General features: G+C 63.1%; 19 protein-coding genes and 1 tRNA gene. 7 read left to right on the top strand and 13 right to left on the bottom strand.

The annotated features are described in order from the left end of the window. Window positions 1-61: 61 nt before the first annotated feature. The 9 genes from ABOC32_RS28260 to ABOC32_RS28220 form a co-directional block, all read right to left on the bottom strand. Window positions 62-1,774, bottom strand: coding sequence for a SulP family inorganic anion transporter (locus ABOC32_RS28260; protein ID WP_426809684.1), 1,713 nt, complete (start codon window positions 1,772-1,774; stop codon window positions 62-64). A gap of 871 nt (window positions 1,775-2,645) precedes the next feature. Further along, the gene (gene ychF / locus ABOC32_RS28255; protein ID WP_426809683.1) at window positions 2,646-3,746 is read right to left on the bottom strand and encodes a redox-regulated ATPase YchF; all 1,101 of its coding nucleotides are present in this window, start codon (window positions 3,744-3,746) and stop codon (window positions 2,646-2,648) included. A gap of 24 nt (window positions 3,747-3,770) precedes the next feature. Further along, entirely contained in the window at window positions 3,771-4,355 is a 585-nt protein-coding gene (pth, locus tag ABOC32_RS28250) for an aminoacyl-tRNA hydrolase (protein WP_196132817.1), read from the bottom strand. Window positions 4,356-4,434: 79 nt separating this feature from the next. Further along, on the bottom strand, window positions 4,435-5,028 hold the full coding sequence (locus ABOC32_RS28245) for a 50S ribosomal protein L25/general stress protein Ctc (RefSeq protein ID WP_043204082.1): 594 nt from the start codon (window positions 5,026-5,028) through the stop codon (window positions 4,435-4,437). A 118-nt stretch (window positions 5,029-5,146) separates the two neighbouring features. Further along, the gene (locus ABOC32_RS28240) at window positions 5,147-6,088 is read right to left on the bottom strand and encodes a ribose-phosphate pyrophosphokinase (protein WP_003247410.1); all 942 of its coding nucleotides are present in this window, start codon (window positions 6,086-6,088) and stop codon (window positions 5,147-5,149) included. A 47-nt stretch (window positions 6,089-6,135) separates the two neighbouring features. Then, window positions 6,136-6,210, bottom strand: a tRNA-Gln gene (locus tag ABOC32_RS28235). 20 nt (window positions 6,211-6,230) lie between these two features. After that, entirely contained in the window at window positions 6,231-7,091 is an 861-nt protein-coding gene (ispE, locus tag ABOC32_RS28230; RefSeq protein ID WP_426809682.1) for a 4-(cytidine 5'-diphospho)-2-C-methyl-D-erythritol kinase, read from the bottom strand. Window positions 7,092-7,095: 4 nt separating this feature from the next. After that, window positions 7,096-7,713, bottom strand: a complete 618-nt coding sequence (gene lolB, locus ABOC32_RS28225; protein ID WP_426809681.1) for a lipoprotein insertase outer membrane protein LolB — start codon at window positions 7,711-7,713, stop codon at window positions 7,096-7,098. 4 nt (window positions 7,714-7,717) lie between these two features. Continuing rightward, window positions 7,718-9,439: a tetratricopeptide repeat protein gene (locus ABOC32_RS28220; RefSeq protein WP_426809680.1), complete on the bottom strand. Its 1,722-nt coding sequence runs from the start codon at window positions 9,437-9,439 to the stop codon at window positions 7,718-7,720. A gap of 741 nt (window positions 9,440-10,180) precedes the next feature. Between ABOC32_RS28220 and ABOC32_RS28215 the strand changes: the two genes are divergently transcribed. From ABOC32_RS28215 to ABOC32_RS28185, 7 genes are all read left to right on the top strand, one after another. Next, entirely contained in the window at window positions 10,181-10,351 is a 171-nt protein-coding gene (locus ABOC32_RS28215) for a hypothetical protein (protein ID WP_426809679.1), read from the top strand. Between the two features lie 94 nt (window positions 10,352-10,445). Beyond that, the gene (gene hemA, locus ABOC32_RS28210; protein ID WP_426809678.1) at window positions 10,446-11,723 is read left to right on the top strand and encodes a glutamyl-tRNA reductase; all 1,278 of its coding nucleotides are present in this window, start codon (window positions 10,446-10,448) and stop codon (window positions 11,721-11,723) included. Further along, on the top strand, window positions 11,720-12,802 hold the full coding sequence (gene prfA, locus ABOC32_RS28205) for a peptide chain release factor 1 (protein ID WP_016501505.1): 1,083 nt from the start codon (window positions 11,720-11,722) through the stop codon (window positions 12,800-12,802). The genes hemA and prfA overlap by 4 nt, the downstream gene beginning before the upstream one ends. Further along, complete coding sequence (gene prmC / locus ABOC32_RS28200) at window positions 12,802-13,632, top strand: peptide chain release factor N(5)-glutamine methyltransferase (protein WP_426809677.1); 831 nt, start codon at window positions 12,802-12,804, stop codon at window positions 13,630-13,632. Before prfA ends, prmC begins: the two co-directional genes overlap by 1 nt. Then, the gene (locus ABOC32_RS28195; RefSeq protein WP_426809676.1) at window positions 13,626-14,381 is read left to right on the top strand and encodes a molybdopterin-synthase adenylyltransferase MoeB; all 756 of its coding nucleotides are present in this window, start codon (window positions 13,626-13,628) and stop codon (window positions 14,379-14,381) included. The genes prmC and ABOC32_RS28195 overlap by 7 nt, the downstream gene beginning before the upstream one ends. Next, window positions 14,374-15,171 carry a glutamate racemase gene (gene murI / locus ABOC32_RS28190; protein WP_426809675.1) on the top strand — a complete coding sequence of 266 codons (798 nt, stop codon included), beginning with the start codon at window positions 14,374-14,376 and terminating at the stop codon, window positions 15,169-15,171. Before ABOC32_RS28195 ends, murI begins: the two co-directional genes overlap by 8 nt. Before the next feature lie 106 nt (window positions 15,172-15,277). Next, complete coding sequence (locus ABOC32_RS28185) at window positions 15,278-15,796, top strand: acyloxyacyl hydrolase (protein ID WP_086978183.1); 519 nt, start codon at window positions 15,278-15,280, stop codon at window positions 15,794-15,796. Window positions 15,797-15,918: 122 nt separating this feature from the next. Here ABOC32_RS28185 and ABOC32_RS28180 read toward each other — a convergent pair whose 3' ends face one another. The 4 genes from ABOC32_RS28180 to ABOC32_RS28165 are packed head-to-tail and all read right to left on the bottom strand — an operon-like array spanning window position 15,919 to window position 19,904. Continuing rightward, on the bottom strand, window positions 15,919-16,617 hold the full coding sequence (locus ABOC32_RS28180; RefSeq protein WP_426809674.1) for an SDR family oxidoreductase: 699 nt from the start codon (window positions 16,615-16,617) through the stop codon (window positions 15,919-15,921). Between the two features lie 11 nt (window positions 16,618-16,628). Next, window positions 16,629-18,056 carry a deoxyribodipyrimidine photo-lyase gene (gene phrB / locus ABOC32_RS28175; RefSeq protein ID WP_426809673.1) on the bottom strand — a complete coding sequence of 476 codons (1,428 nt, stop codon included), beginning with the start codon at window positions 18,054-18,056 and terminating at the stop codon, window positions 16,629-16,631. Beyond that, the gene (locus ABOC32_RS28170; RefSeq protein WP_426809672.1) at window positions 18,047-18,946 is read right to left on the bottom strand and encodes a MerR family transcriptional regulator; all 900 of its coding nucleotides are present in this window, start codon (window positions 18,944-18,946) and stop codon (window positions 18,047-18,049) included. Before ABOC32_RS28170 ends, phrB begins: the two co-directional genes overlap by 10 nt. Further along, window positions 18,936-19,904 (bottom strand): YbgA family protein, encoded by a 969-nt coding sequence (locus ABOC32_RS28165; protein WP_426809671.1) that lies wholly within the window; start codon window positions 19,902-19,904, stop codon window positions 18,936-18,938. The genes ABOC32_RS28170 and ABOC32_RS28165 overlap by 11 nt, the downstream gene beginning before the upstream one ends. Between the last annotated feature and the right edge of the window lie 25 nt (window positions 19,905-19,929).

The following is a 19,929-nucleotide window of genomic DNA, read 5'->3' as shown; positions in this document are numbered from 1 at the left end:
TCCTGTACTGGCCTCTTCGCGGGCAAGCCCGCGCCTACAGGACTGTGCGGGCACAGGAAATTCAGGGCTGCCAATCAACCCCACTCTCTTCCAGATAGGCATCCACAGCGGCACCCACTGTGGGGTGAAAGGCTTTCTCCCCCATATGCTCAAACAACCCGAACCGCCGCATCTTGTCCTTCACCGGGTCCTTCATCTCGGCAAACTGCAATTCAACCCCGCGTGCCTCCAGTGCCCGGTCCAGTTCGGCCAGCATGTCTGCCGAAGTGATGTCGATACTGGTCACCGGTTCCGCCGCTATCAGCAGCCGCTGCACGGGCGTCGGCGACTCGTTTACAGCCGCCATCACCGTGCTCTGGAACTGCTCGGCATTGGCAAAGAACAGCGGCGCGTCCCAACGCAGCAGCACCAGCCCCGGAATGCGTCGGGCCTGTGGATAACGCTGCACATCGTGGTACCCCCGGGTGCCATCCACCCGGCCCAGCACTGCATGGTGCGGCCGCCAGCCGTCCCACAGAAACTCGATCACGGCTATTGCCACCGCAATGCAGATACCGGGGATGGCGCCAAACACCGCCACGCCGACGAAGCAGGTGAACGACAGCCAGAACTCCCACTGCTGCATGCGGAATATACGTTTGAGGTCGGCGAACTCGAACAGCCCCAGTGCCGCGGCAATCACCACAGCCGCCAGGGCGCTGTTGGGCAGGTGCTGCAGCAGGTTGGGCGCCACCAGCAGCAGCAGGGTTACCGCCAGCGCACCGATAATGCCGGTGAGCTGGGTTTGTGAGCCGGCGGCTTCGGCCACCGGCGTGCGCGACGAGCTGCTGCTGATGGGGATGCCCTGGAACAGCCCCGAGGCGAGGTTGGCCATGCCCAGGCCAAACATTTCCTGGTTCGGGTTGACCGGCATTTTCAGGCGTGCGGCATAGGAGCGTGACAGCACACTGGTATCGGCGAACGACACCAGCGCGACCGCGATACCGCCAAGCAGCACCTCCACCAGGTCGATATCGCTGACCCAGGGCAAAGCGAAGTTGGGCAGCCCTTGCGGCAACTTGCCGAGCACTTTCACGCCTTGCTGGTCGAGCCCGAGCAGGCTCACCGCCAGCGTGGCCAGCACCACCGCAATGAGGATGCCTGGCACGCGCTTGAATGGCTTGAGCAGCAGGATCAGCGCCAGGCTGGCGCCACCGACCATGAAGCTTGGCCAATGACCTTGGCCGGTGAGCAAGGCCTGGATCAGGTTCCAGACATCTCGCAGCGGGCCTTGGCTGTCCACGGACAGGCCGAACAGTTTGGGCAGCTGGCTGATCAACACCGTGAGGGCAATGCCGTTCATGTAGCCATAGCGGATCGGCTTGGACAGCAACTCGGTGATGAAGCCCAGGCGCAGCAGCCCGGCAATTACACAGAACGCCCCGGCGACCAGCGCCATCATGCTGGCGATGGCGATTGCCCGCTGTGGGTCGCTGGCGGCGTACTGCACCACCACCGCCAGGATCGGCGCGGCCAATGCCGAGTCCGGGCCCAGCACAAGGATGCGGCTGGGGCCGAACAGTGCGTAGGCCAGCAACGGGATGATGGTGGCATACAGGCCGTAGATACCGGGCACGCCGGACGCTTCGGCGTAGGCAATGCCCACGGGTACCAGCATGGTTGTCAGCACCAGGCCGGCGGCAATGTCCTTGGCTAGCCAAGCGCGTTGGTAGTGGAGCAGGGTGACCAGGCCGGGCAGCCAACGTTGCCAATCGAAGCGGGGCGGTTCGGGCATGGTGCGGGCTCTGGGGGAGGAGGGGGCTCCATCACAGCTTAGATGCTGACACCGGGGGCCGCTTTGCGGCCCATCGCGACACAAGGCCGCTCCCACAGGTACTGCATAAGCCTGAAGCCTGGGCGGTCCCTGTGGGAGCGGGCATGCCCGCGAAGAACCCCGCGCGGTGGATGGCACCGGCTTCGCCGGTGTTCGCGGCTAAAGCCGCTCCCACAGGTACTGCATAAGCCTGAAGCCAGCGCTGTCCCTGTGGGAGCGGGCATGCCCGCTCCCGCAGGTACTGCATCAAGCCTGAAGCCTGCGCAGTCCTTGTGGGAGCGGGTTCACCCGCGAAGAATTCAGCGCGGTGGATGGCACCGGCTTCGCCGGTGTTCGCGGCTAAAGCCGCTCCCACAGGTACTGCATAAGCCTGAAGCCAGCGCTGTCCCTGTGGGAGCGGGCATGCCCGCGAAGAGTCCAGCGCGGTGGATGGCACCGGCTTCGCCGGTGTTCGCGGCTAAAGCCGCTCCCACAGGTACTGCATAAGCCTGAAGCCTGCGCGGTCCCTGTGGGAGCGGGTTCACCCGCGAAGAATTCAGCGCGGTGGATGGCACCGGCTTCGCCGGTGTTCGCGGCTAAAGCCGCTCCCACAGGTACTGCATTAGCTTGCAGCCTGCGCGGTCCCTGTGGGAGCGGGCATGCCCGCGAAGAATCCTGCGCGGTGGATGGGACCGGCTTCGCCGGTGTTCGCGGGCACGCCTGCTACCACAATGATCGCGCAAATTCTTGGATTGTGAACAAGAAAGGTGCTCCCACCTGACCAGCGTCAGTGATGTGACAGAAACGAAAAAGCCGCGCTATTGCGCGGCTTTTTCGTGTTGAGTCGGCTAAATCAGACGTTGAAGCGGAAGTGCATCACGTCGCCGTCTTTGACGATGTAGTCCTTGCCTTCCAGGCGCCATTTACCGGCTTCCTTGGCACCGCTTTCACCCTTGAACTGGATGAAGTCGTCATAGGCCACCACTTCAGCGCGGATGAAGCCTTTTTCGAAGTCGGTGTGGATAACCCCGGCCGCTTGCGGTGCGGTGGCACCGATGCGAACGGTCCAGGCACGCACTTCCTGCACGCCGGCAGTGAAGTAGGTCTGCAGGTTCAGCAGCTCGTAACCGGCGCGGATCACGCGGTTCAGGCCAGGCTCTTCCAGGCCCAGGGCCTCGAGGAACATGTCCTTCTCTTCGCCGTCGTCCAGCTCGGCGATTTCTGCTTCGATCTTGTTGCACACCGGCACAACCACCGCGCCTTCTTCCTCGGCAATGGCCTTGACCACGTCCAGGTGCGGGTTGTTGTCGAAGCCGTCTTCGGCGACGTTGGCGATGTACATCACCGGCTTGCTGGTCAGCAGGTGGAAGCCACGGATGACGGCTTTTTCGTCGTCACCCATGTTCTTCATCAGGCTGCGCGCAGGCTTGCCTTCGGTGAAGTGCGGGATCAGCTTTTCCAGAATGGCCTTTTGCGCCAGGGCTTCCTTGTCGCCGCCCTTGGCGTTGCGGGTAACCTTCTGCAGTTGCTTCTCGCAGCTGTCGAGGTCGGCGAAGATCAGTTCGAGGTCGATGATCTCGATGTCACGCTTGGGGTCGACGCTGTTGGAAACGTGAATCACGTTCTCGTCTTCGAAGCAGCGCACCACGTGGGCAATGGCGTCGGTCTCGCGGATGTTGGCGAGGAACTTGTTGCCCAGGCCTTCGCCTTTCGATGCACCGGCCACCAGGCCGGCGATGTCGACGAATTCCATGGTGGTCGGCAGGATGCGGTTTGGCTTGACGATTTCAGCCAGCGCAGCCAGACGAGCGTCGGGCATCGGCACGATGCCGCTGTTGGGCTCGATGGTGCAGAAAGGGAAGTTCTCCGCCGCGATGCCAGACTTGGTCAGTGCGTTGAACAGGGTGGACTTGCCGACGTTGGGCAGGCCGACGATGCCGCAATTGAAACCCATGGGTATTCCCCTCTCTAAAGGAAATCAGGCCTTTTGGCTGTGCAGCTCGCGCATCGCCTTGGCAAAGTCGCCGGCAAGCACGTCCGGCAGCACGCCGAGGGCAAAATCGATGCTGGCGTCGAGCTTCTCCTGCTCGGCGCGCGGCGCGCGGCCCAGGACGAAGTTGGAGACCAGTTTGGCGTCGCCCGGGTGGCCAATGCCAAGCCGCAGGCGGTGGAAGTCGTTCTGGTTGCCGAGCTGCGCGATGATGTCGCGCAGGCCGTTGTGCCCACCATGGCCGCCGCCGCGCTTGAGCTTGGCAACGCCCGGAGGCAGGTCGAGTTCGTCGTGTGCCACCAGGATTGCTTCCGGCTTGATGCGGAAGAAATTGGCCAAGGCCGCTACGGACTGGCCGCTGCGGTTCATGTAGGTGGTAGGGATCAACAAACGAACGTCGTTGCCCTGATGGCTGAATTTAGCCGTCAGGCCGAAATATTTTTTGTCAGCGGCGAGCGAAATACGCTGGGCGCTGGCAATGCGTTCAACGAAAAGAGCCCCTGCGTTATGCCGGGTCTGTTCGTATTCGGGGCCGGGGTTACCCAGGCCAACGATCAACTGGATGGCGGTCACGTCAGGGGCTCTTCCTTGGAGTTGGTGGGTCACAGTGCGCGCGGCACTGTAACCCGATCAACGCCGGCGTGCGAGTGGATTACTCGGCAGCGCCTTCTGCTTCTGGAGCAACGCGTGGAGCGTGAACGTTGGCAACAGCTTTGTCATCACCGTGGGCCAGAGCTACGAACTCTACGCCTTTCGGAGCTTTCAGGTCCGACAGGTGGATGATGGTGCCGACTTCGGCGTTGGCCAGGTCAACTTCGATGAACTCAGGCAGGTCTTTGGCTTCGCAGGAAACTTCGATCTCGGCAACAACGTGGGAGATCTCGCCGCCTTTCTTGACCGGTGCTTCTTCGTTGATGAAGTGCACTGGAACAACAGCGGTCAGTTTCTGGCCAGCAACAACGCGAACGAAGTCGGCGTGCATGATGAACTGCTTGGCTGGGTGGCGCTGCATGGCCTTGATGATGACGTTCTGCTTAACACCGTCAACATTCAGCTCGATAACGTGGCTGAAAGCAGCTTCGTTTTCGAACAGCTTGGTGATTTCCTTGGCCAGGATGGTCAGGGATTGAGCTTCTTTATCGCCACCGTAGACAACGGCCGGGATGTTCAGCGCATGACGCAGGCGGCGGCTCGCACCTTTCCCCAGGTCAGTACGCGCTTGGGCGTTCAGAATAAAATCAGTCATTTTGTTTCTCCAAAATAGCCCCCCGAAGGCGTTTGCGACCAGCGCCAACGGGGATGGCAAAAAAGCCCCGCCCCAACACATGCTGGGGCGGGGCGCTTCACATCAACACGCGTTCCGCTTAGCGGAACATCGCGCTGATCGATTCTTCGTTGCTGATGCGGCGGACCGCTTCAGCGACAACCGGTGCGATATCCAGCTGGCGGATACGGTCACAGGCTTGAGCAGCGGCGGACAGCGGAACGGTGTTGGTCACCACCAGCTCGTCCAGTACCGACTTCTCGATGTTCTCGATCGCGCGGCCCGACAGGACAGGGTGCGTGCAATAGGCGTAAACCTTGGCAGCGCCGTGTTCTTTCAGGGCTTTGGCCGCGTGGCACAGGGTGCCGGCGGTGTCGACCATGTCGTCTACCAGGATGCAGGTGCGCCCTTCGACGTCGCCGATGATGTGCATAACCTCGGAGTGGTTAGCCTTTTCGCGGCGTTTGTCGATGATACCCAGGTCGACGCCCAGGGACTTGGCAACGGCACGTGCGCGCACGACACCACCAATGTCCGGGGAGACGATCATCAGGTTCTCGAAACGCTGGTCTTCGATGTCGTCGACAAGTACGGGCGAGCCGTAGATGTTGTCGACGGGGATATCGAAGAAGCCTTGGATCTGGTCAGCGTGCAGGTCGACGGTGAGTACACGGTCGATACCTACGACAGTGAGCATGTCAGCGACAACTTTGGCGCTGATGGCTACACGTGCCGAACGCGGACGGCGGTCCTGGCGGGCATATCCGAAGTAAGGAATCACGGCGGTGATTCGGGATGCTGAGGAGCGGCGGAAGGCGTCGGCCATCACTACCAGTTCCATCAGGTTATCGTTGGTCGGGGCACAAGTCGGCTGAATAATGAAAACGTCTTTACCGCGAACATTTTCATTGATCTCAGTGCTGATCTCGCCGTCGGAGAATTTACCGACAGAGACGTCACCGAGAGGGATATGCAGCTGACGTACGACACGCCGAGCCAGATCGGGGTTAGCGTTCCCCGTAAAGACCATCATCTTGGACACGCGCAGTACCTGAAGGCTGAGGGTATACCTGGATGAGTATAGGAAAATGGCAGGGGCGGCTGGATTCGAACCAACGCATGGCAGGATCAAAACCTGCTGCCTTACCGCTTGGCGACGCCCCTGTATCTGTTGCTGCGAACGCTTATGCGCTCGACTTCTTGACCAGACTTTGCAGCTTGCGATGCAACATCGAAATATTGCTTCCTTTCGCCACAAACCCTGTTTGGGTCGCTGAAAGAAGGGCCAGAACTTTATCAGCTTCGGCTTTGCTTGGGAAGGCCCCAAACACACAACTTCCAGTGCCGGTTAGTCGAGCCTCAGTGAATTTACCCAGTGAATTCAACGCATTGCGAACTTCTGGGTAACTCTGCTCTACCACCGGTTGGCAGTCATTTCGACTGTTTCCCTCGGGAACGGGGCGCATATTAAGGGGGAGGGAATCACGTGTCAACTGTGGATGTGAAAAAATTTCTACTGTGCTGACAGACACTTGCGGCACCAGCACGACATACCAGGGCTCATCCGGGTCGACCGGGGTCAGTTGCTCGCCCACGCCCTGGGCAAACGCCGCATGGCCGCGCACGAACACCGGTACGTCGGCGCCCAGGCTCAGGCCCAGTGCGGCCAGGCGGTCTTCGTCCCAGTCCAGTTGCCACAGGTGGGCGAGGGCCAGCAGGGTGGTAGCGGCGTCCGAACTGCCGCCGCCGATGCCGCCACCCATGGGCAGCACCTTGGTCAGCCAGATGTCGGCGCCCAACGGGCTGCCGGACTGTTCCTGCAATTTGCGTGCGGCACGCACGATCAGGTTGCTGTCGTGCGGTACGGCCTCGATCTCGGTGTGCAGGCGGATTACGCCATCGTCACGAACGGCGAAACTCAGCTCGTCGCCATGGTCGAGAAACTGGAACACGGTTTCCAGCTCGTGATAACCATCCGCGCGGCGGCCGATGATATGCAGCCACAGGTTGAGCTTGGCCGGGGCGGGCAGGGTGATTTTGTGCATGTGATCAGTGCCCCAGCTGGCGTGGCTGCCAGTCCTTGACCACCAGGGTCACGTCCAGGTCCTTGCCGTGCAGTTTCAGGCGTTCGGGCAACCAGTAGCCATTCTGCTCGGTGTAGCTCAGGTACTGCACCTGCCAGCCATCCTGCTCGAGGCTGGCCAGGCGGCTGTCGCCGTCCAGGGTCAGCTTGCTCTTGCTGTCGGGGGCGGGCAGGCCGCGGACCCACCAGACCAGGTGCGACACGGGCAACTTCCAGCCTAGCTGCTCTTCCAGCAGGGCTTCCGGGCTGGTGGCCTCGAAGCGGCCCTGGTTGGCCACTTCCAGCACCACGCCGCCGGGGCGGCCGGTCAGGCGTGCGGCACCACGGCCGAGCGGGCCGGCCAGGCGAATGTCGTAATAGTCCTGGCGCTGCAGCCAGAACAGCGTGCCGCTGCCGGAGTCGCGTGGGGCGCGGATCCCGACCTTGCCGTTGATCTGCCAGCCATCAAGGCTGCTCAGTTGCTCTTTATGGGCCCGCCACTGTTGTGGGTCGCCGTGGCCTTGCAGGGCCTCGCGGCTACCGAAGCCGGCACAGCCGGCCAGCAGGGCGATCAGGGTGAAGGTGATGCAATGGCGCAAAAACATGGCGTTAAAGGGTCTCGGATCCGGTCAGGCGCAGGATGGTCTTGCGCAGGATGGGGCTGTCGGCCTGGGCTTCGTAGCCCTTGGCCCATACCTGGCGGGCTTCGCGGCGCTTGCCGTTGGCCCACAGCACTTCGCCCAGGTGGGCAGCCACTTCGTGGTCGGGGAAGTTGGCAAAGGCTTGGCGCAGGTAGGTTTCAGCCGCGTCGAGGTTGCCCAGGCGGTAGTTGACCCAGCCCAGGCTGTCGAGTACCGCCGGGTCGTCCGGGGTCAGCTGGTGGGCCTTGTCGATCAGCGCCTTGGCTTCGGCGTAGCGGGTGGTGCGGTCGGCCAGGGTGTAGCCCAGGGCGTTCAGCGCCATGGCGTTTTCCGGTTCGCGGGCGATGATGGCGCGCAGGTCTTTTTCCAGCTGCACCATGTCGTCGCGTTTTTCGGCCAGCATGGCGCGGGTGTACAGCAGGTTGAGGTCGTCCGGGTAGCGCTGGATGGCTTGCTGCAGCACCTGGCTGGCCTGGGCGTCCTTGTTGTTGTTGCTGTAGCTTTCCGATTCGATCAGGAACAGCTGGATGGCGTAGTCCGGCTGGGCTTCGCGGGCCTCGGCGAGCAGGCGCGAGGCCTCGGTGCCGCGGCCGTTGGCAATCAGGATGTCGGCCTGGCGCAGCTGCGCCGGCAGGTAGTCGGGGCCAGGGCCGACCAGGGCGTATTCACGCAGGGCGCCAGCGGGGTCGTGGCGCTCTTCGCGGATGCGGCCCAGGTTCAGGTGCGCGGCGTCGACGTTGCTGTCACGCTCGACCAGTTCCTGCAGGTAGCCTTCGGCTTCATCCCAGTCTTTGTTCTCCAGGCACACCAGGGCCAGGGAGTAACGCAGTTCGTCATCGTCCGGGTATTGCTGGACCAGGCTGAGGAACTCGCCCTTGGCATCGGCGATGCGGTCCTGTTCGACCAGGGTGCGGGCGTAGGTCAGGCGCAGGCGCTTGTCATCCGGGTTGTCGCGGATTGCGCCGCGCAGCAGGGGCAGTGCCTCGGGGCCGCGGTCCAGGGCCTGCAGCAGGCGGGCGCGCAGCAGGATCGGGGCAATTTCGCCGTTGTGCGCCGGGTGCGATTCGAGCAGCTCCAGTGCTTCTTCGGCCTTGCCGTCCTGGTTCAGCAACAGGGCCTTGCCGAATACGAGCTGGCTGTTGTCCGGGTACTTCACCAGCAGGCGCTCGAAGCTTTGCAGCAGGCCGTCGCGGGTGCTCTGGTCGGTTTCGGCGGCGGACAGGGCGAGGAAGTCGAAGTGGGTGTCGCCCTGGCCCTGCAGCACCTTTTCCATGTAGGCCATGGAGTCGTCATAGCGGCCGGCGCGGGCCAGCTGGATGGCGGCGGCGCGCTGGGCGTCGAGGTTCTGCGGGTCGTTGCGGGCCCAGACCAGGGCATTGTCCAGGGAAGGCTCGTCGGCGCCGAGGTATTCGGCAATGCGGTAGGCGCGCTCGGAAACCGCGGGGTCCTGGGTTTTTGCCGCCTGGTCGGTGTAGTTGGCCAGGGCAATGTCGAAGCGGTTGCGCTGGCCGGCCAGCTCCGCGACCAGCAGGCTATACAGCGTGTCCTGCTTGAACGAGCCATACACCACGGGCTTATCCGCCTCGCCCTTGCCGGCTTCGGCGACGGGAGGCTCGGCCTTTTGCGGGGCCAGGCTCTGGCAGCCCTGGAGCAGGGCGAAGGCAAGCAGCAATGCGTATGGTTTGTTCATAGAAAGGCTTATAGGAGGACTCACCGGCGGTCGGAGCATGATGACACAAGCGCGGGGGCAAAACCCACCTGCGAAGGTATGAAGCATAGGCTTCGCACATGCAGACCGCGACATGCGCGGGTGGTTCGCTCCAGAGCCTGCCGCGATGCTGGTACCCGATGCTTGTGATCTTGCTTTGGCTTTTGCTTCTAAGCGCGCGGTAGTCCAGGCAACACAGATTGCGACTTCAGGAGGCCGAGCGCAGGGCTTGCGAAGGGAGGTGACGGGCATGGATGCCCGTCAAGCGCTGGGCCCCAGGATGGGGCCTGCAGCGCGGTCCTCCCGGGAGCAAGCCCGGAGCGAGGGGACCCCGGAGCGCAGCGTAGGGGCCGGATGATGGGAGCGGACGGCTTTGGTTACTTTGGCCAAGACCAAAGTAACCCGCCGGAAGGGCGGAAAGGTGACTCAGCGCCACCCGCGCGAACGAATGTCTACACTGTGTTGAGGCCCACCCCCAAGATCAAGGGCTTCTGCGGCGGTATTGAAACGGAGAACAGTCCGTTTGCGATGGCGACGCTTACTCACCTTTTCGCCCTTACGGCGAGTCACTTTTTGCCAAACGCGGCAAAAAGTAACCAAAAAACGCTGCGCTCCGATCATCCGGCCCCTGCGCTGCGCTGCGGGGTTCCCTCACTCCGGCCTTGCTCCCGGGAGGACCGCGCTGCAGGCCCCATCCTGGGGCCCAGCGCTTGACGGGCATCCATGCCCGTCACCTCCCTCCGCAAGGCCTGCGTTCGGCCTCCTGAAGTCGCGAAGATCAAGATCAAGATCAAAAGCCAGATCAAAAGCCAGATCAAAAGCAGATCAAAAGGCGGGCGAAAGCAGGGGTGGAACCTGAAAACCCTGCCGGTGCTCGCCTGCACGCGGCGATAGCCGCAGCGCTATCAGCGCAATAGCGAACGGTGGTTGTTCTAAAACCTGCGAAAGAGGACAATTATCGGCTTCCCGTCACAACCAGCGACCTTGCATGGCCTTTCTTGCACTTGGTATCAACCATAAGACTGCCTCGGTAGACGTACGCGAGCGCGTGGCGTTTACCCCAGAGCAGCTGGTAGACGCCCTGCAGCAGCTCTGCCGACTGACTTCCAGCCGCGAAGCGGCGATCCTGTCGACCTGCAACCGCAGCGAGCTCTATATAGAGCAGGACCACCTGTCCGCCGATGCCGTGCTGCAATGGCTGGCCGACTACCACCGCCTCAGCCTGGACGAGTTGCGCGCCAGTGCCTACGTGCATGAAGAGCACGATGCCGTGAAGCACATGATGCGCGTGGCTTCGGGCCTGGACTCGCTGGTGCTCGGCGAGCCGCAGATCCTCGGCCAGATGAAGTCCGCCTACGCCGTGGCGCGCGAGGCCGGCACCGTCGGCCCGCTGCTCGGGCGCCTGTTCCAGGCCACCTTCAGCGCTGCCAAGCAGGTGCGCACCGACACCGCCATCGGTGAAAACCCGGTATCGGTGGCGTTTGCCGCGGTCAGCCTGGCCAAACAGATCTTCAGCGACCTGGGCCGTAGCCAGGCCTTGTTGATCGGTGCCGGCGAAACCATCACCCTGGTCGCCCGCCACCTGCATGAGCAAGGCGTGCGGCGTATCGTCGTGGCCAACCGGACGCTGGAGCGGGCCAGTATCCTGGCCGAGCAGTTCGGCGCGCATGCCGTATTGCTGGCCGACATCCCCCAGGAACTGGCCAACAGCGACATCGTCATCAGCTCCACCGCCAGCCAACTGCCAATCCTGGGCAAGGGTGCGGTCGAGAGTGCGCTGAAACAGCGCCGGCACAAGCCGATCTTCATGGTCGACATCGCCGTACCGCGCGACATCGAACCTGAAGTCGGCGAGCTGGACGACGTCTACCTGTACACTGTCGATGACCTGCACGACGTGGTGGCGGAAAACCTCAAGAGCCGCCAGGGCGCTGCCCAGGCTGCCGAAGAGCTGGTATCGGTGGGCGCCGAAGATTTCATGGTGCGCTTGCGCGAACTGGCGGCGGTGGACGTGCTCAAGGCCTATCGCCAGCAAAGCGAGCGCCTGCGCGACGAAGAACTGCAAAAGGCCCAGCGCCTGCTGGCCAACGGCGGCAACCCCGAGGACGTACTGGCCCAGCTGGCCCGGGGGCTGACCAACAAACTCCTGCATGCGCCCAGCGTGCAGTTGAAAAAGCTCTCGGCCGAGGGCCGCCTTGATGCGCTGGCCATGGCCCAGGAACTCTTTGCCCTCCACGAGGGCTCCACGGACAAATCCCCGCAATGAAAGCGTCGCTGCTGAACAAACTGGATATCCTCCAGGACCGCTTCGAAGAGCTCACCGCACTGCTCGGTGATGCCGAGGTCATTTCCGACCAGACGCGCTTTCGCGCGTATTCCCGTGAATACGCCGAGGTCGAGCCGGTCTACGCTGCTTACAAAGAGTGGTGCAAAGTCCAGGGCGACCTTGAAGGTGCCCAGGCGCTGCTCAAGGACAGCGACCCGGACCTGCGCGAAATGGCCGTGGAAGAAGTGCGTGAAGCCAAGGAGCAGCTGCTGACGCTGGAGGCGAAGCTGCAACGCATGCTGCTGCCCAAAGACCCCAACGACGGCCGCAACGTGTTCCTCGAAATCCGCGCCGGCACCGGTGGCGACGAGGCGGCGATCTTTTCCGGCGACCTGTTCCGCATGTATTCGCGCTACGCCGAAAAACGCGGCTGGCGCCTGGAGATCCTGTCCGAGAACGAAGGCGAGCACGGCGGCTACAAGGAAATCATCGCCCGTGTCGAGGGTGAGAACGTCTACGGCAAGCTCAAGTTCGAGTCTGGTGCACACCGCGTCCAGCGTGTGCCCGAAACCGAATCCCAAGGCCGCGTGCACACCTCCGCGTGCACGGTGGCGGTGCTGCCCGAGCCGGACGAACAAGCGGCCATCGAAATCAACCCGGCCGACCTGCGCGTGGACACCTACCGCGCATCTGGCGCCGGTGGCCAGCACGTGAACAAGACCGACTCGGCGATCCGTATCACCCACTTGCCTACCGGTATCGTGGTCGAGTGCCAGGAAGAGCGTTCGCAGCACAAGAACCGCGCCCGCGCCATGTCCTGGCTGTCGGCCAAGCTCAACGACATGCAGACCAGCGCAGCCCAGAACGCCATCGCCAGCGAGCGCAAGCTGCTGGTGGGCTCCGGTGACCGTTCCGAGCGCATCCGCACGTACAATTATCCACAGGGCCGGGTGACCGATCACCGTATCAACCTGACGCTGTACTCGCTGGACGACATCCTCAGCGGTGGCGTGGACGCAGTGATCGAACCGCTTCTGGCCGAATACCAGGCCGACCAATTGGCTGCCCTGGGGGACTGATGACCATCATCGCCAGCTTGCTGCGCAACGCGCAGTTGCCCGAATCGCCCACCGAGCGGCTGGATGCCGAATTGCTGCTGGCGGCTGCCATCGGCAAGTCGCGCAGCTACCTGCACACTTGGCCCGAGCGTATCGTCAGCAGCGAAGATGCCGAGACCTACGCCGGTTACCTGCAGCGCCGCCGTGGCGGTGAGCCGGTCGCCTACATCCTCGGGCAGCAGGGTTTCTGGAAGATCGACCTGGAAGTGGCGCCGCATACCCTGATTCCGCGGCCGGATACCGAATTGTTGGTCGAGACTGCCCTCGAGCTGCAACCCGCCTCGCCAGCCAAGGTCCTCGACCTGGGCACCGGTACCGGTGCGATTGCCCTGGCCCTGGCCAGCGATCGCCCGGCCTGGCAGGTAACTGCGGTTGACCGCGTGGAAGAGGCCGCGGCCCTGGCCGAGCGTAACCGCCTGCGCCTGGGCCTTGCCAATGCCCAGGTGCGGGTAAGCCACTGGTTCGACAGCCTGGCCGGCGAGCGTTTCGACCTGATTGTCAGCAACCCGCCCTACATCGCCTCCGCAGACCCGCACCTGGTGGCCGGTGACGTGCGCTTCGAGCCCAGCAGTGCGCTGGTGGCCGGCGCCGATGGCCTGGACGACCTGCGCGTGATCGCGGCCCAGGCCCCCGCACACCTGTTGCCAGGTGGCTGGCTGCTGCTGGAGCATGGTTACGACCAGGCAGCAGCGGTACGCACCTTGCTGGCTGAGCACGGTTTTATCGAGGTCGCCAGCCGCACGGACCTGGGCGGCCATGAACGCATTACCCTGGGGCGCCTGCCATGCTGAGTGATCAGGAACTGCTGCGTTACAGCCGGCAGGTACTGCTGGCCCAGATTGACATCGACGGCCAGCTGCGGCTCAAGCAGAGCAGGGCACTGATTGTCGGCCTCGGCGGCCTGGGCTCTCCGGTTGCACTGTACCTGGCGGCCGCCGGGGTGGGCGAGTTGCACTTGGCCGACTTCGACACTGTCGACCTGACCAACCTGCAACGCCAAGTGATTCACGACAGTGCCAGCGTCGGCATGAGCAAGGTGGATTCGGCCTTGCAGCGCTTGCAGGCGATCAACCCGGAGATCGGCCTGGTCGCCCATCGCCAGGCCCTGGACGAAGATTCGCTGGCCGCTGCCGTGGCGGCGGTCGACCTGGTGCTGGATTGCTCCGACAATTTTGCTACCCGTGAAGCGGTCAACGCTGCCTGTGTAGCTGCCTGCAAACCGCTGGTAAGCGGCGCGGCGATCCGCCTGGAAGGGCAGTTGTCGGTGTTCGACCCTCGGCGCGACTACAGCCCCTGCTACCACTGTTTGTATGGGCATGGCAGTGAGGATGAACTGACCTGCAGCGAAGCGGGTGTTATCGGGCCTCTGGTGGGCCTGGTGGGCAGCCTGCAAGCGCTGGAGGCGATGAAGCTGCTGGCCGGGTTCGGCGAGCCGCTGGTTGGCCGCCTGCTGTTGATCGATGCCCTCGGCACCCGCATCCGCGAGCTGCGGGTCAAGCGTGACCCGGCCTGCACTGTTTGCGGCAAACGCGATGGCTGAGCGCTCGGCGCCGGTCGGCGTGATGGACTCGGGGGTCGGCGGTTTGTCGGTGCTCGCCGAGATCCAGCGCCTGCTGCCGAACGAGACGCTGCTGTACGTGGCTGACTGTGGCCATGTGCCCTATGGCGAGAAGTCGCCGGACTACATCCGTGAACGCTGCCGGCGTATTGCCGCGTTCTTCCATGCGCAAGGCGCCAAGGCCATGGTACTGGCGTGCAACACAGCCACGGTCGCGGCGGTAGCTGACTTGCGCGAGTTGTACCCGACCTGGCCGCTGGTGGGCATGGAGCCCGCCGTGAAGCCCGCAGCGGCGGCTACCCGCTCGGGCGTGGTCGGTGTGCTGGCCACTACCGGTACCCTGCAGAGCGCCAAATTCGCCGCTTTGCTCGACCGCTTTGCCAACGACGTGCAGGTCATCACCCAGCCTTGCCCGGGGCTGGTCGAGCTGATCGAAACCGGCGACCTGACCAGCCTGGCGCTGCGCCAGATGCTGCGTGGCTATGTGCAGCCGTTGCTGGCCGCCGGCTGCGATACGCTGATCCTCGGCTGCACCCATTACCCCTTCCTGCGCCCGTTACTGGCCGACCTGGTACCAGCGGACGTGGCTATCATCGACACCGGCGCCGCAGTGGCCCGTCAACTGCAACGGCTGCTGGGCGCAAGTGACCTGCTGGCCGACGGCCCTGCGCGGGACACCCGTTTCTGGACCAGCGCCGATCCGCAATCCCTCAGAAAAATCCTGCCTGTGCTGTGGCAGAAGTCCGACGATGTGCAAAGCTTTTCATTGTGAAAAAAACGTGAAAAACAGCTGAACTATCGTTCCACTTCTGCTTTCTACCGCTTTGCCTGAGATGAGGCGGACACTAATAACAGCATCAGGAAGAAGGATGTTTCTTATGAGGAAACTGCTCGGCTTGGCGGCGGCTGCTGCCTTTACCTTGGGGCAAGCGATGTCGGCACAGGCTGCCGACGTTTCGTTTTCGGTGGGGCAGACCGGTGACTCGACCATGGTCTATCGGTTAGGCCTGCAATCGAACTGGGACGCGAGTTGGTGGCAGACCAGCGTCGGTCGGCTGACCGGCTATTGGGATGGGGCCTACACCTATTGGGACGGTGACAAGACGGCAAGCAACCACAGCCTGTCGTTCGCGCCCGTGTTCGTCTATGAATTTGCCGGGGAGTCGGTCAAGCCCTACATCGAAGCAGGCATCGGTGTGGCGGCGTTCTCCAGCACAGAGCTGGAAAGCAACGAGCTCGGCTCGGCATTCCAGTTCGAGGACCGCATCGGCTTTGGTTTGCGCTTTGCCGGCGGGCATGAGATCGGGGTGCGGGCGATTCACTACTCCAACGCCGGTATCAAAGAGCCCAACGATGGGGTGGAGAGCTATAGCCTGCATTACCGCATGGCGCTCTGACTTTCCTGCACCGGCCCTATCGCCGGCAAGCCAGCTCCCACAGGATGGCACCGCCTTAAAGCCCTGCGCCATACCTGTGGGAGCGGGCGCGCCCGCGAAGAAGGTCACGCTGTGTTCAGGGATTAGCGCGTCAACGGCCACAGGCTGCTGATGTCCAGGGCCTCCAGGACCAGTTCCGGTTCGGCCTGCGGCAAACGACGTAACAACTCCTCAGCGACCCTCTGTGGCGTCCATTCCTCCGGTATCGCCTGCGCCGACGTCACCGGAACCTTGAGCGACTGTGGCCCCACTATGGTCAGCTCGACCCCTTGAGCCTTCAGGGCCTTGCGCTGCTCACGCATCCACTGCGGCAGGGTGTTCCAGCCTGCAGTCACCTGCGTCGGCGCGTACATCTGCAACGCCGAATAGCGGTTGAACACCGCCATCACCTGCGGTGAGTCCCCCTTGGCCAGCAGCGGCAAGGCGTTGCCAAGGCATTGCTCGGCTGCCAGCTGATTGGTGGTGACGATGGCCTCGAACAGCTCGCTATCGGCTACATCATCCGGCAGGTAATCGCTGGTACCAGCATTGATGATCAGGCCATCCAGCGAGCGCCAGGCATGGCATATCTGCTGGCAGGCATCCGTTGCGTGTTGCTCGGCATGCAGCTGCCAGGGCAGGCGCAAAAAACGCCGACCATGTTGTGCTGCCAACTCGTTCAGTTCATCGCTTTCCTTCGCACTGGCGGCAACGCGATGGCCCTGTTCGAGCAAGCGTTCCACCAAAGCCAGACCTAGTCCATTGCTGGCGCCCGTAACCCAAAAACTACGTGAGTTGGACAAGACGTTTTCCTCTAATCCTGCCGACGTGGTAGGCCCTTGAAGGCTTCCAGTGCACGCAGGCGACTGCTGCTGAGATCGACTATAGGACTGTGATACAAACTATTACCAAAAAGATCCCTGGATTTCATCGGTTCATGGATATTTCTCTCATCTATGTCACGTAGTTCCGGCAGCCAGTGCCGAATGAAACGCCCCTGTGGGTCGAAACGTTGAGACTGTGAAACCGGGTTGAAGATACGGAAATAGGGCACTGCATCGGTGCCGGTGGACGCGCTCCACTGCCAGCCGCCGTTGTTGGCAGCCAGGTCACCGTCTATCAGGTGGCGCATGAAGTGCCGCTCGCCCTTGCGCCAGTCGATCAGCAGGTTCTTGGTCAGGAACATGGCCACGACCATGCGCAGCCGGTTATGCATCCACCCGGTGTGCAGCAACTGGCGCATGGCGGCGTCGATTATCGGGAAACCCGTGCGGCCCTGTTCCCAGGCTTCGAGGTCGGCCGGTGCATCGCGCCAGGGCAGGGCCTCGGTCTGCGCGCGAAAGGCGCGGTGTCGCGAGACCTGTGGATAACCGTTCAGGATGTGCTTGTAGAATTCGCGCCAGAGCAGCTCGTTGACCCAGGTCTGCACGCCCGTACTGCCACTGTCGAACTCGCCCCGGTTGCTGGCCAGTGCACCGTGCAGGCACTGGCGCGGCGAGATCACGCCAGCGGCGAGGTAAGTCGAAAGCTGGCTGGTGCCGGGCTTGGCAGGCAGGTCACGCTGTAACTGGTAGTCGTCGATGGCTTCGTCAAGAAAGCGGGACAGCCGCCCCTGCGCCTCGGCTTCACCCGCTGGCCAATGTTCACGCAAAGCGCGTGCGGGTGTTTCAAAACCGTCCACGTGTTGCGGAATCGGGTCGCTCTGGATTTGCAGCGGTGCCTGAGGCTTAACCCGGTGGGCCAGGGCAGGCAGGCTGCGGTGCAGGTGCTCCAGGCAGGTTTTCTTGAACTGGCTGAAGACCTGAAAGTAATCGCCACTGCGGGTGAGGATGGTGCCCGGGCGGAAGAACAGCTGGTCGAGGTGGCTGTGTGCCTGAATGCCAGACTTTTCCAGCAGGGCACGGGTGGCATCGTCGCGGCGCTGCTCGTTGATGCCGTACTCTTCGTTCCAGTGCACGCTTTGCACCTGGTGTTGGCGGCATACGTCGAGCACTGCCTGGGGGGCCTGGTCCCAGGTGTCGATCTTGCGGATCAGCAGAGGGATATGCAGGCCTTCCAGCGACTGGCGCAGGTCGCGCAGGTTGCGCAGCCAGAAATCGACTTTGCAGGCGGCGTCATCATGGGCCTGCCATTGCCCGGGGCTGACCAGCCACAGGGCGATGGTCGGGCCGCGCTCGGTGGCGGCGCTGAGTGCGGTGTTGTCATCGATGCGCAGGTCGCTGCGCAGCCAGGTCAGGTGCATGGGGCATTCATCTCTACAGGCTGGCGGTCATGGGCTTGAAGCAAGCGCAGTGCCACCTGCGGGGTGTCGAACAGGGCGAGGTTGGGCAACTCGAGGGCACGCAGCTGCGCTTCATGCAGCAACAGCGTCGGGCCGCCGGCCAGGATTGTCATGGGCAGGTTGTGCAGGGTGCGTTGCAGTGCCTTGCCATCGATGCGCGGCCCCAGGTGCAGGAGCACGGCGCGGGGGCTGAGTGTGCTGACGGCGCGTTGCAGGTGCGGGCCTGCAACGGGGTTTTCCAGTACCTCGACCGGGAACCCGTTGCTGGTGAACAGCCAGGCGCATAGCCATAAACCGGGGCTGAAGGCACGTTCACTGTCTTCCACCAGCAACACCGCAGGGCCTTGCAGCAACTGGTTGTCATGGTAGACGCGGGCACCAAGCTTGCTGCGAAGCCAGCCGTGGAAAAATACCTGCTCCAGCTGCGCATTGAAGTAACTGCGCCAGCGCAGGTCGAGGAGGTCGAGCAGCGGTAGCAGCAGTTGTTCGCACAGGGTAACGGCCGGGTACAGGGCCATCGCCTGGTTAAGCTGTTGGTCAAGGGCGCGCTGTGACAGGTTGGCAATGGCCTCGATCAGCTGGAACTGCCGGGCCTGCCAGTCACCCTTGGGCGGCGTGCTGGACGGTTTGTCGAGCAGCTCGCGCACTTGGCCGACCGATGCCCCACGCTGCAACCAGCTAAGGATTGCCTCGACCCGATCAATCTGATCCAGCGGGTACAGGCGATGCCCTTTGGCGGTGCGCTGGGGCTTGAGCAGGCCATACCGGCGTTCCCAGGCGCGCAGGGTGACCGGGTTGACGCCGGTGCGGCGGGCCAGTTCGCCGATGGGCAGCAAGTCATCAGACCGCATTGCGCAAGCCCAGGCTCTCGGGGTGCGGCTGCAGGTACGCTTGCTGCTGCAGATAGGGGTCGGGGTGCTTGCGCAAATGGTGCTTGAGCAGTGTCAGCGGCACCACCAACGGCACCACACCTTGCTGGTACTGGCTGATGATTGTCTGCAACTCGTCTTTGTCCTGTTGCGTCAGGCTGTCCTTGAAGTAGCCGCTGAGGTGCTGCAGCACATTGCAGTGTGTGCCGCGGCTGGCACAGCGGCTCAGGGCCTGCATCAGCTGGCTGAAGTAGCGGGGGCCGATGCTGTGAGGGTCGTCATCCTTGCTCATGCTGCCGAGCAGGCGGCCCAGGGTGCGGTAGGCCTGGGGGTTGTTGGCCATCACCAGGTATTTGTAACGCGAATGAAAGCGCACCAGGGCGCCGCGGCTAAGGCCCTCGGCCAGCAGGCGCTGCCAGTCGGCGTAGGCGTACACGCGGCTGATGAAGTTCTCGCGCAGCACGGGGTCATGCAGGCGGCCTTCTTCTTCGACGGGCAGGTCCGGGCGTTGCTCGCAGAAGGCCTGGGCATAGACGCCGCGCCCACCGTGAAAGGCCGGGTGGCCGTTGTCCTGATACACCTTGACCCGCTCCAGGCCACAGGAGGGCGACTTCTGCATGAAGATATAGCCGCAGATATCGTCGAGCTCGGCGGCCATCTGCTCACCATATCGGCTCAGCGGGCCGGTCAGGTCCATGCCCGGGTTGCGGGTGCCGACCACTTCCGGTCGTTCGGGGTTGCCGACCAGGCGGATCGGGTCACGGGGTACGCCCAGGCCGATGGCGACTTCCGGGCACACCGGCAGCCATTCGAAATGAGCATCCAGTTGCGTACGGCACAGGTCTGAGGCCTTGTGGCCGCCGTTGTAACGCACGCTGTGCCCGGTCAGGCAGGCGCTGATGGCGATACGCGGCTTGCTGTGGGCTGAGGGGTCGTGCATGGCTGCCTCCGGTAAACCTGTACGA

Origin of the sequence: Pseudomonas sp. WOUb67, from assembly GCF_050058005.1 — a bacterium.
GTDB classification, from domain to species: Bacteria; Pseudomonadota; Gammaproteobacteria; order Pseudomonadales; family Pseudomonadaceae; genus Aquipseudomonas; species Aquipseudomonas putida_R.
This window is presented reverse-complemented; position numbering and strand designations above follow the sequence as displayed.

Bases quoted from the DNA above. Each gene is read 5' to 3' on its own strand.
- ABOC32_RS28260 (WP_426809684.1), bottom strand. From the start codon at position 1,774: ATGCCCGAACCGCCCCGCTTCGATTGGCAACGTTGGCTGCCCGGCCTG.
- ychF (WP_426809683.1), bottom strand. From the start codon at position 3,746: ATGGGTTTCAATTGCGGCATCGTCGGCCTGCCCAACGTCGGCAAGTCC.
- ABOC32_RS28245 (WP_043204082.1), bottom strand. From the start codon at position 5,028: ATGACTGATTTTATTCTGAACGCCCAAGCGCGTACTGACCTGGGGAAA.
- ispE (WP_426809682.1), bottom strand. From the start codon at position 7,091: ATGCACAAAATCACCCTGCCCGCCCCGGCCAAGCTCAACCTGTGGCTG.
- lolB (WP_426809681.1), bottom strand. From the start codon at position 7,713: ATGTTTTTGCGCCATTGCATCACCTTCACCCTGATCGCCCTGCTGGCC.
- ABOC32_RS28220 (WP_426809680.1), bottom strand. From the start codon at position 9,439: ATGAACAAACCATACGCATTGCTGCTTGCCTTCGCCCTGCTCCAGGGC.
- ABOC32_RS28215 (WP_426809679.1), top strand. From the start codon at position 10,181: ATGCCCGTCACCTCCCTCCGCAAGGCCTGCGTTCGGCCTCCTGAAGTC.
- hemA (WP_426809678.1), top strand. From the start codon at position 10,446: ATGGCCTTTCTTGCACTTGGTATCAACCATAAGACTGCCTCGGTAGAC.
- prfA (WP_016501505.1), top strand. From the start codon at position 11,720: ATGAAAGCGTCGCTGCTGAACAAACTGGATATCCTCCAGGACCGCTTC.
- prmC (WP_426809677.1), top strand. From the start codon at position 12,802: ATGACCATCATCGCCAGCTTGCTGCGCAACGCGCAGTTGCCCGAATCG.
- ABOC32_RS28195 (WP_426809676.1), top strand. From the start codon at position 13,626: ATGCTGAGTGATCAGGAACTGCTGCGTTACAGCCGGCAGGTACTGCTG.
- murI (WP_426809675.1), top strand. From the start codon at position 14,374: ATGGCTGAGCGCTCGGCGCCGGTCGGCGTGATGGACTCGGGGGTCGGC.
- ABOC32_RS28185 (WP_086978183.1), top strand. From the start codon at position 15,278: ATGAGGAAACTGCTCGGCTTGGCGGCGGCTGCTGCCTTTACCTTGGGG.
- phrB (WP_426809673.1), bottom strand. From the start codon at position 18,056: ATGCACCTGACCTGGCTGCGCAGCGACCTGCGCATCGATGACAACACC.
- ABOC32_RS28170 (WP_426809672.1), bottom strand. From the start codon at position 18,946: ATGCGGTCTGATGACTTGCTGCCCATCGGCGAACTGGCCCGCCGCACC.
- ABOC32_RS28165 (WP_426809671.1), bottom strand. From the start codon at position 19,904: ATGCACGACCCCTCAGCCCACAGCAAGCCGCGTATCGCCATCAGCGCC.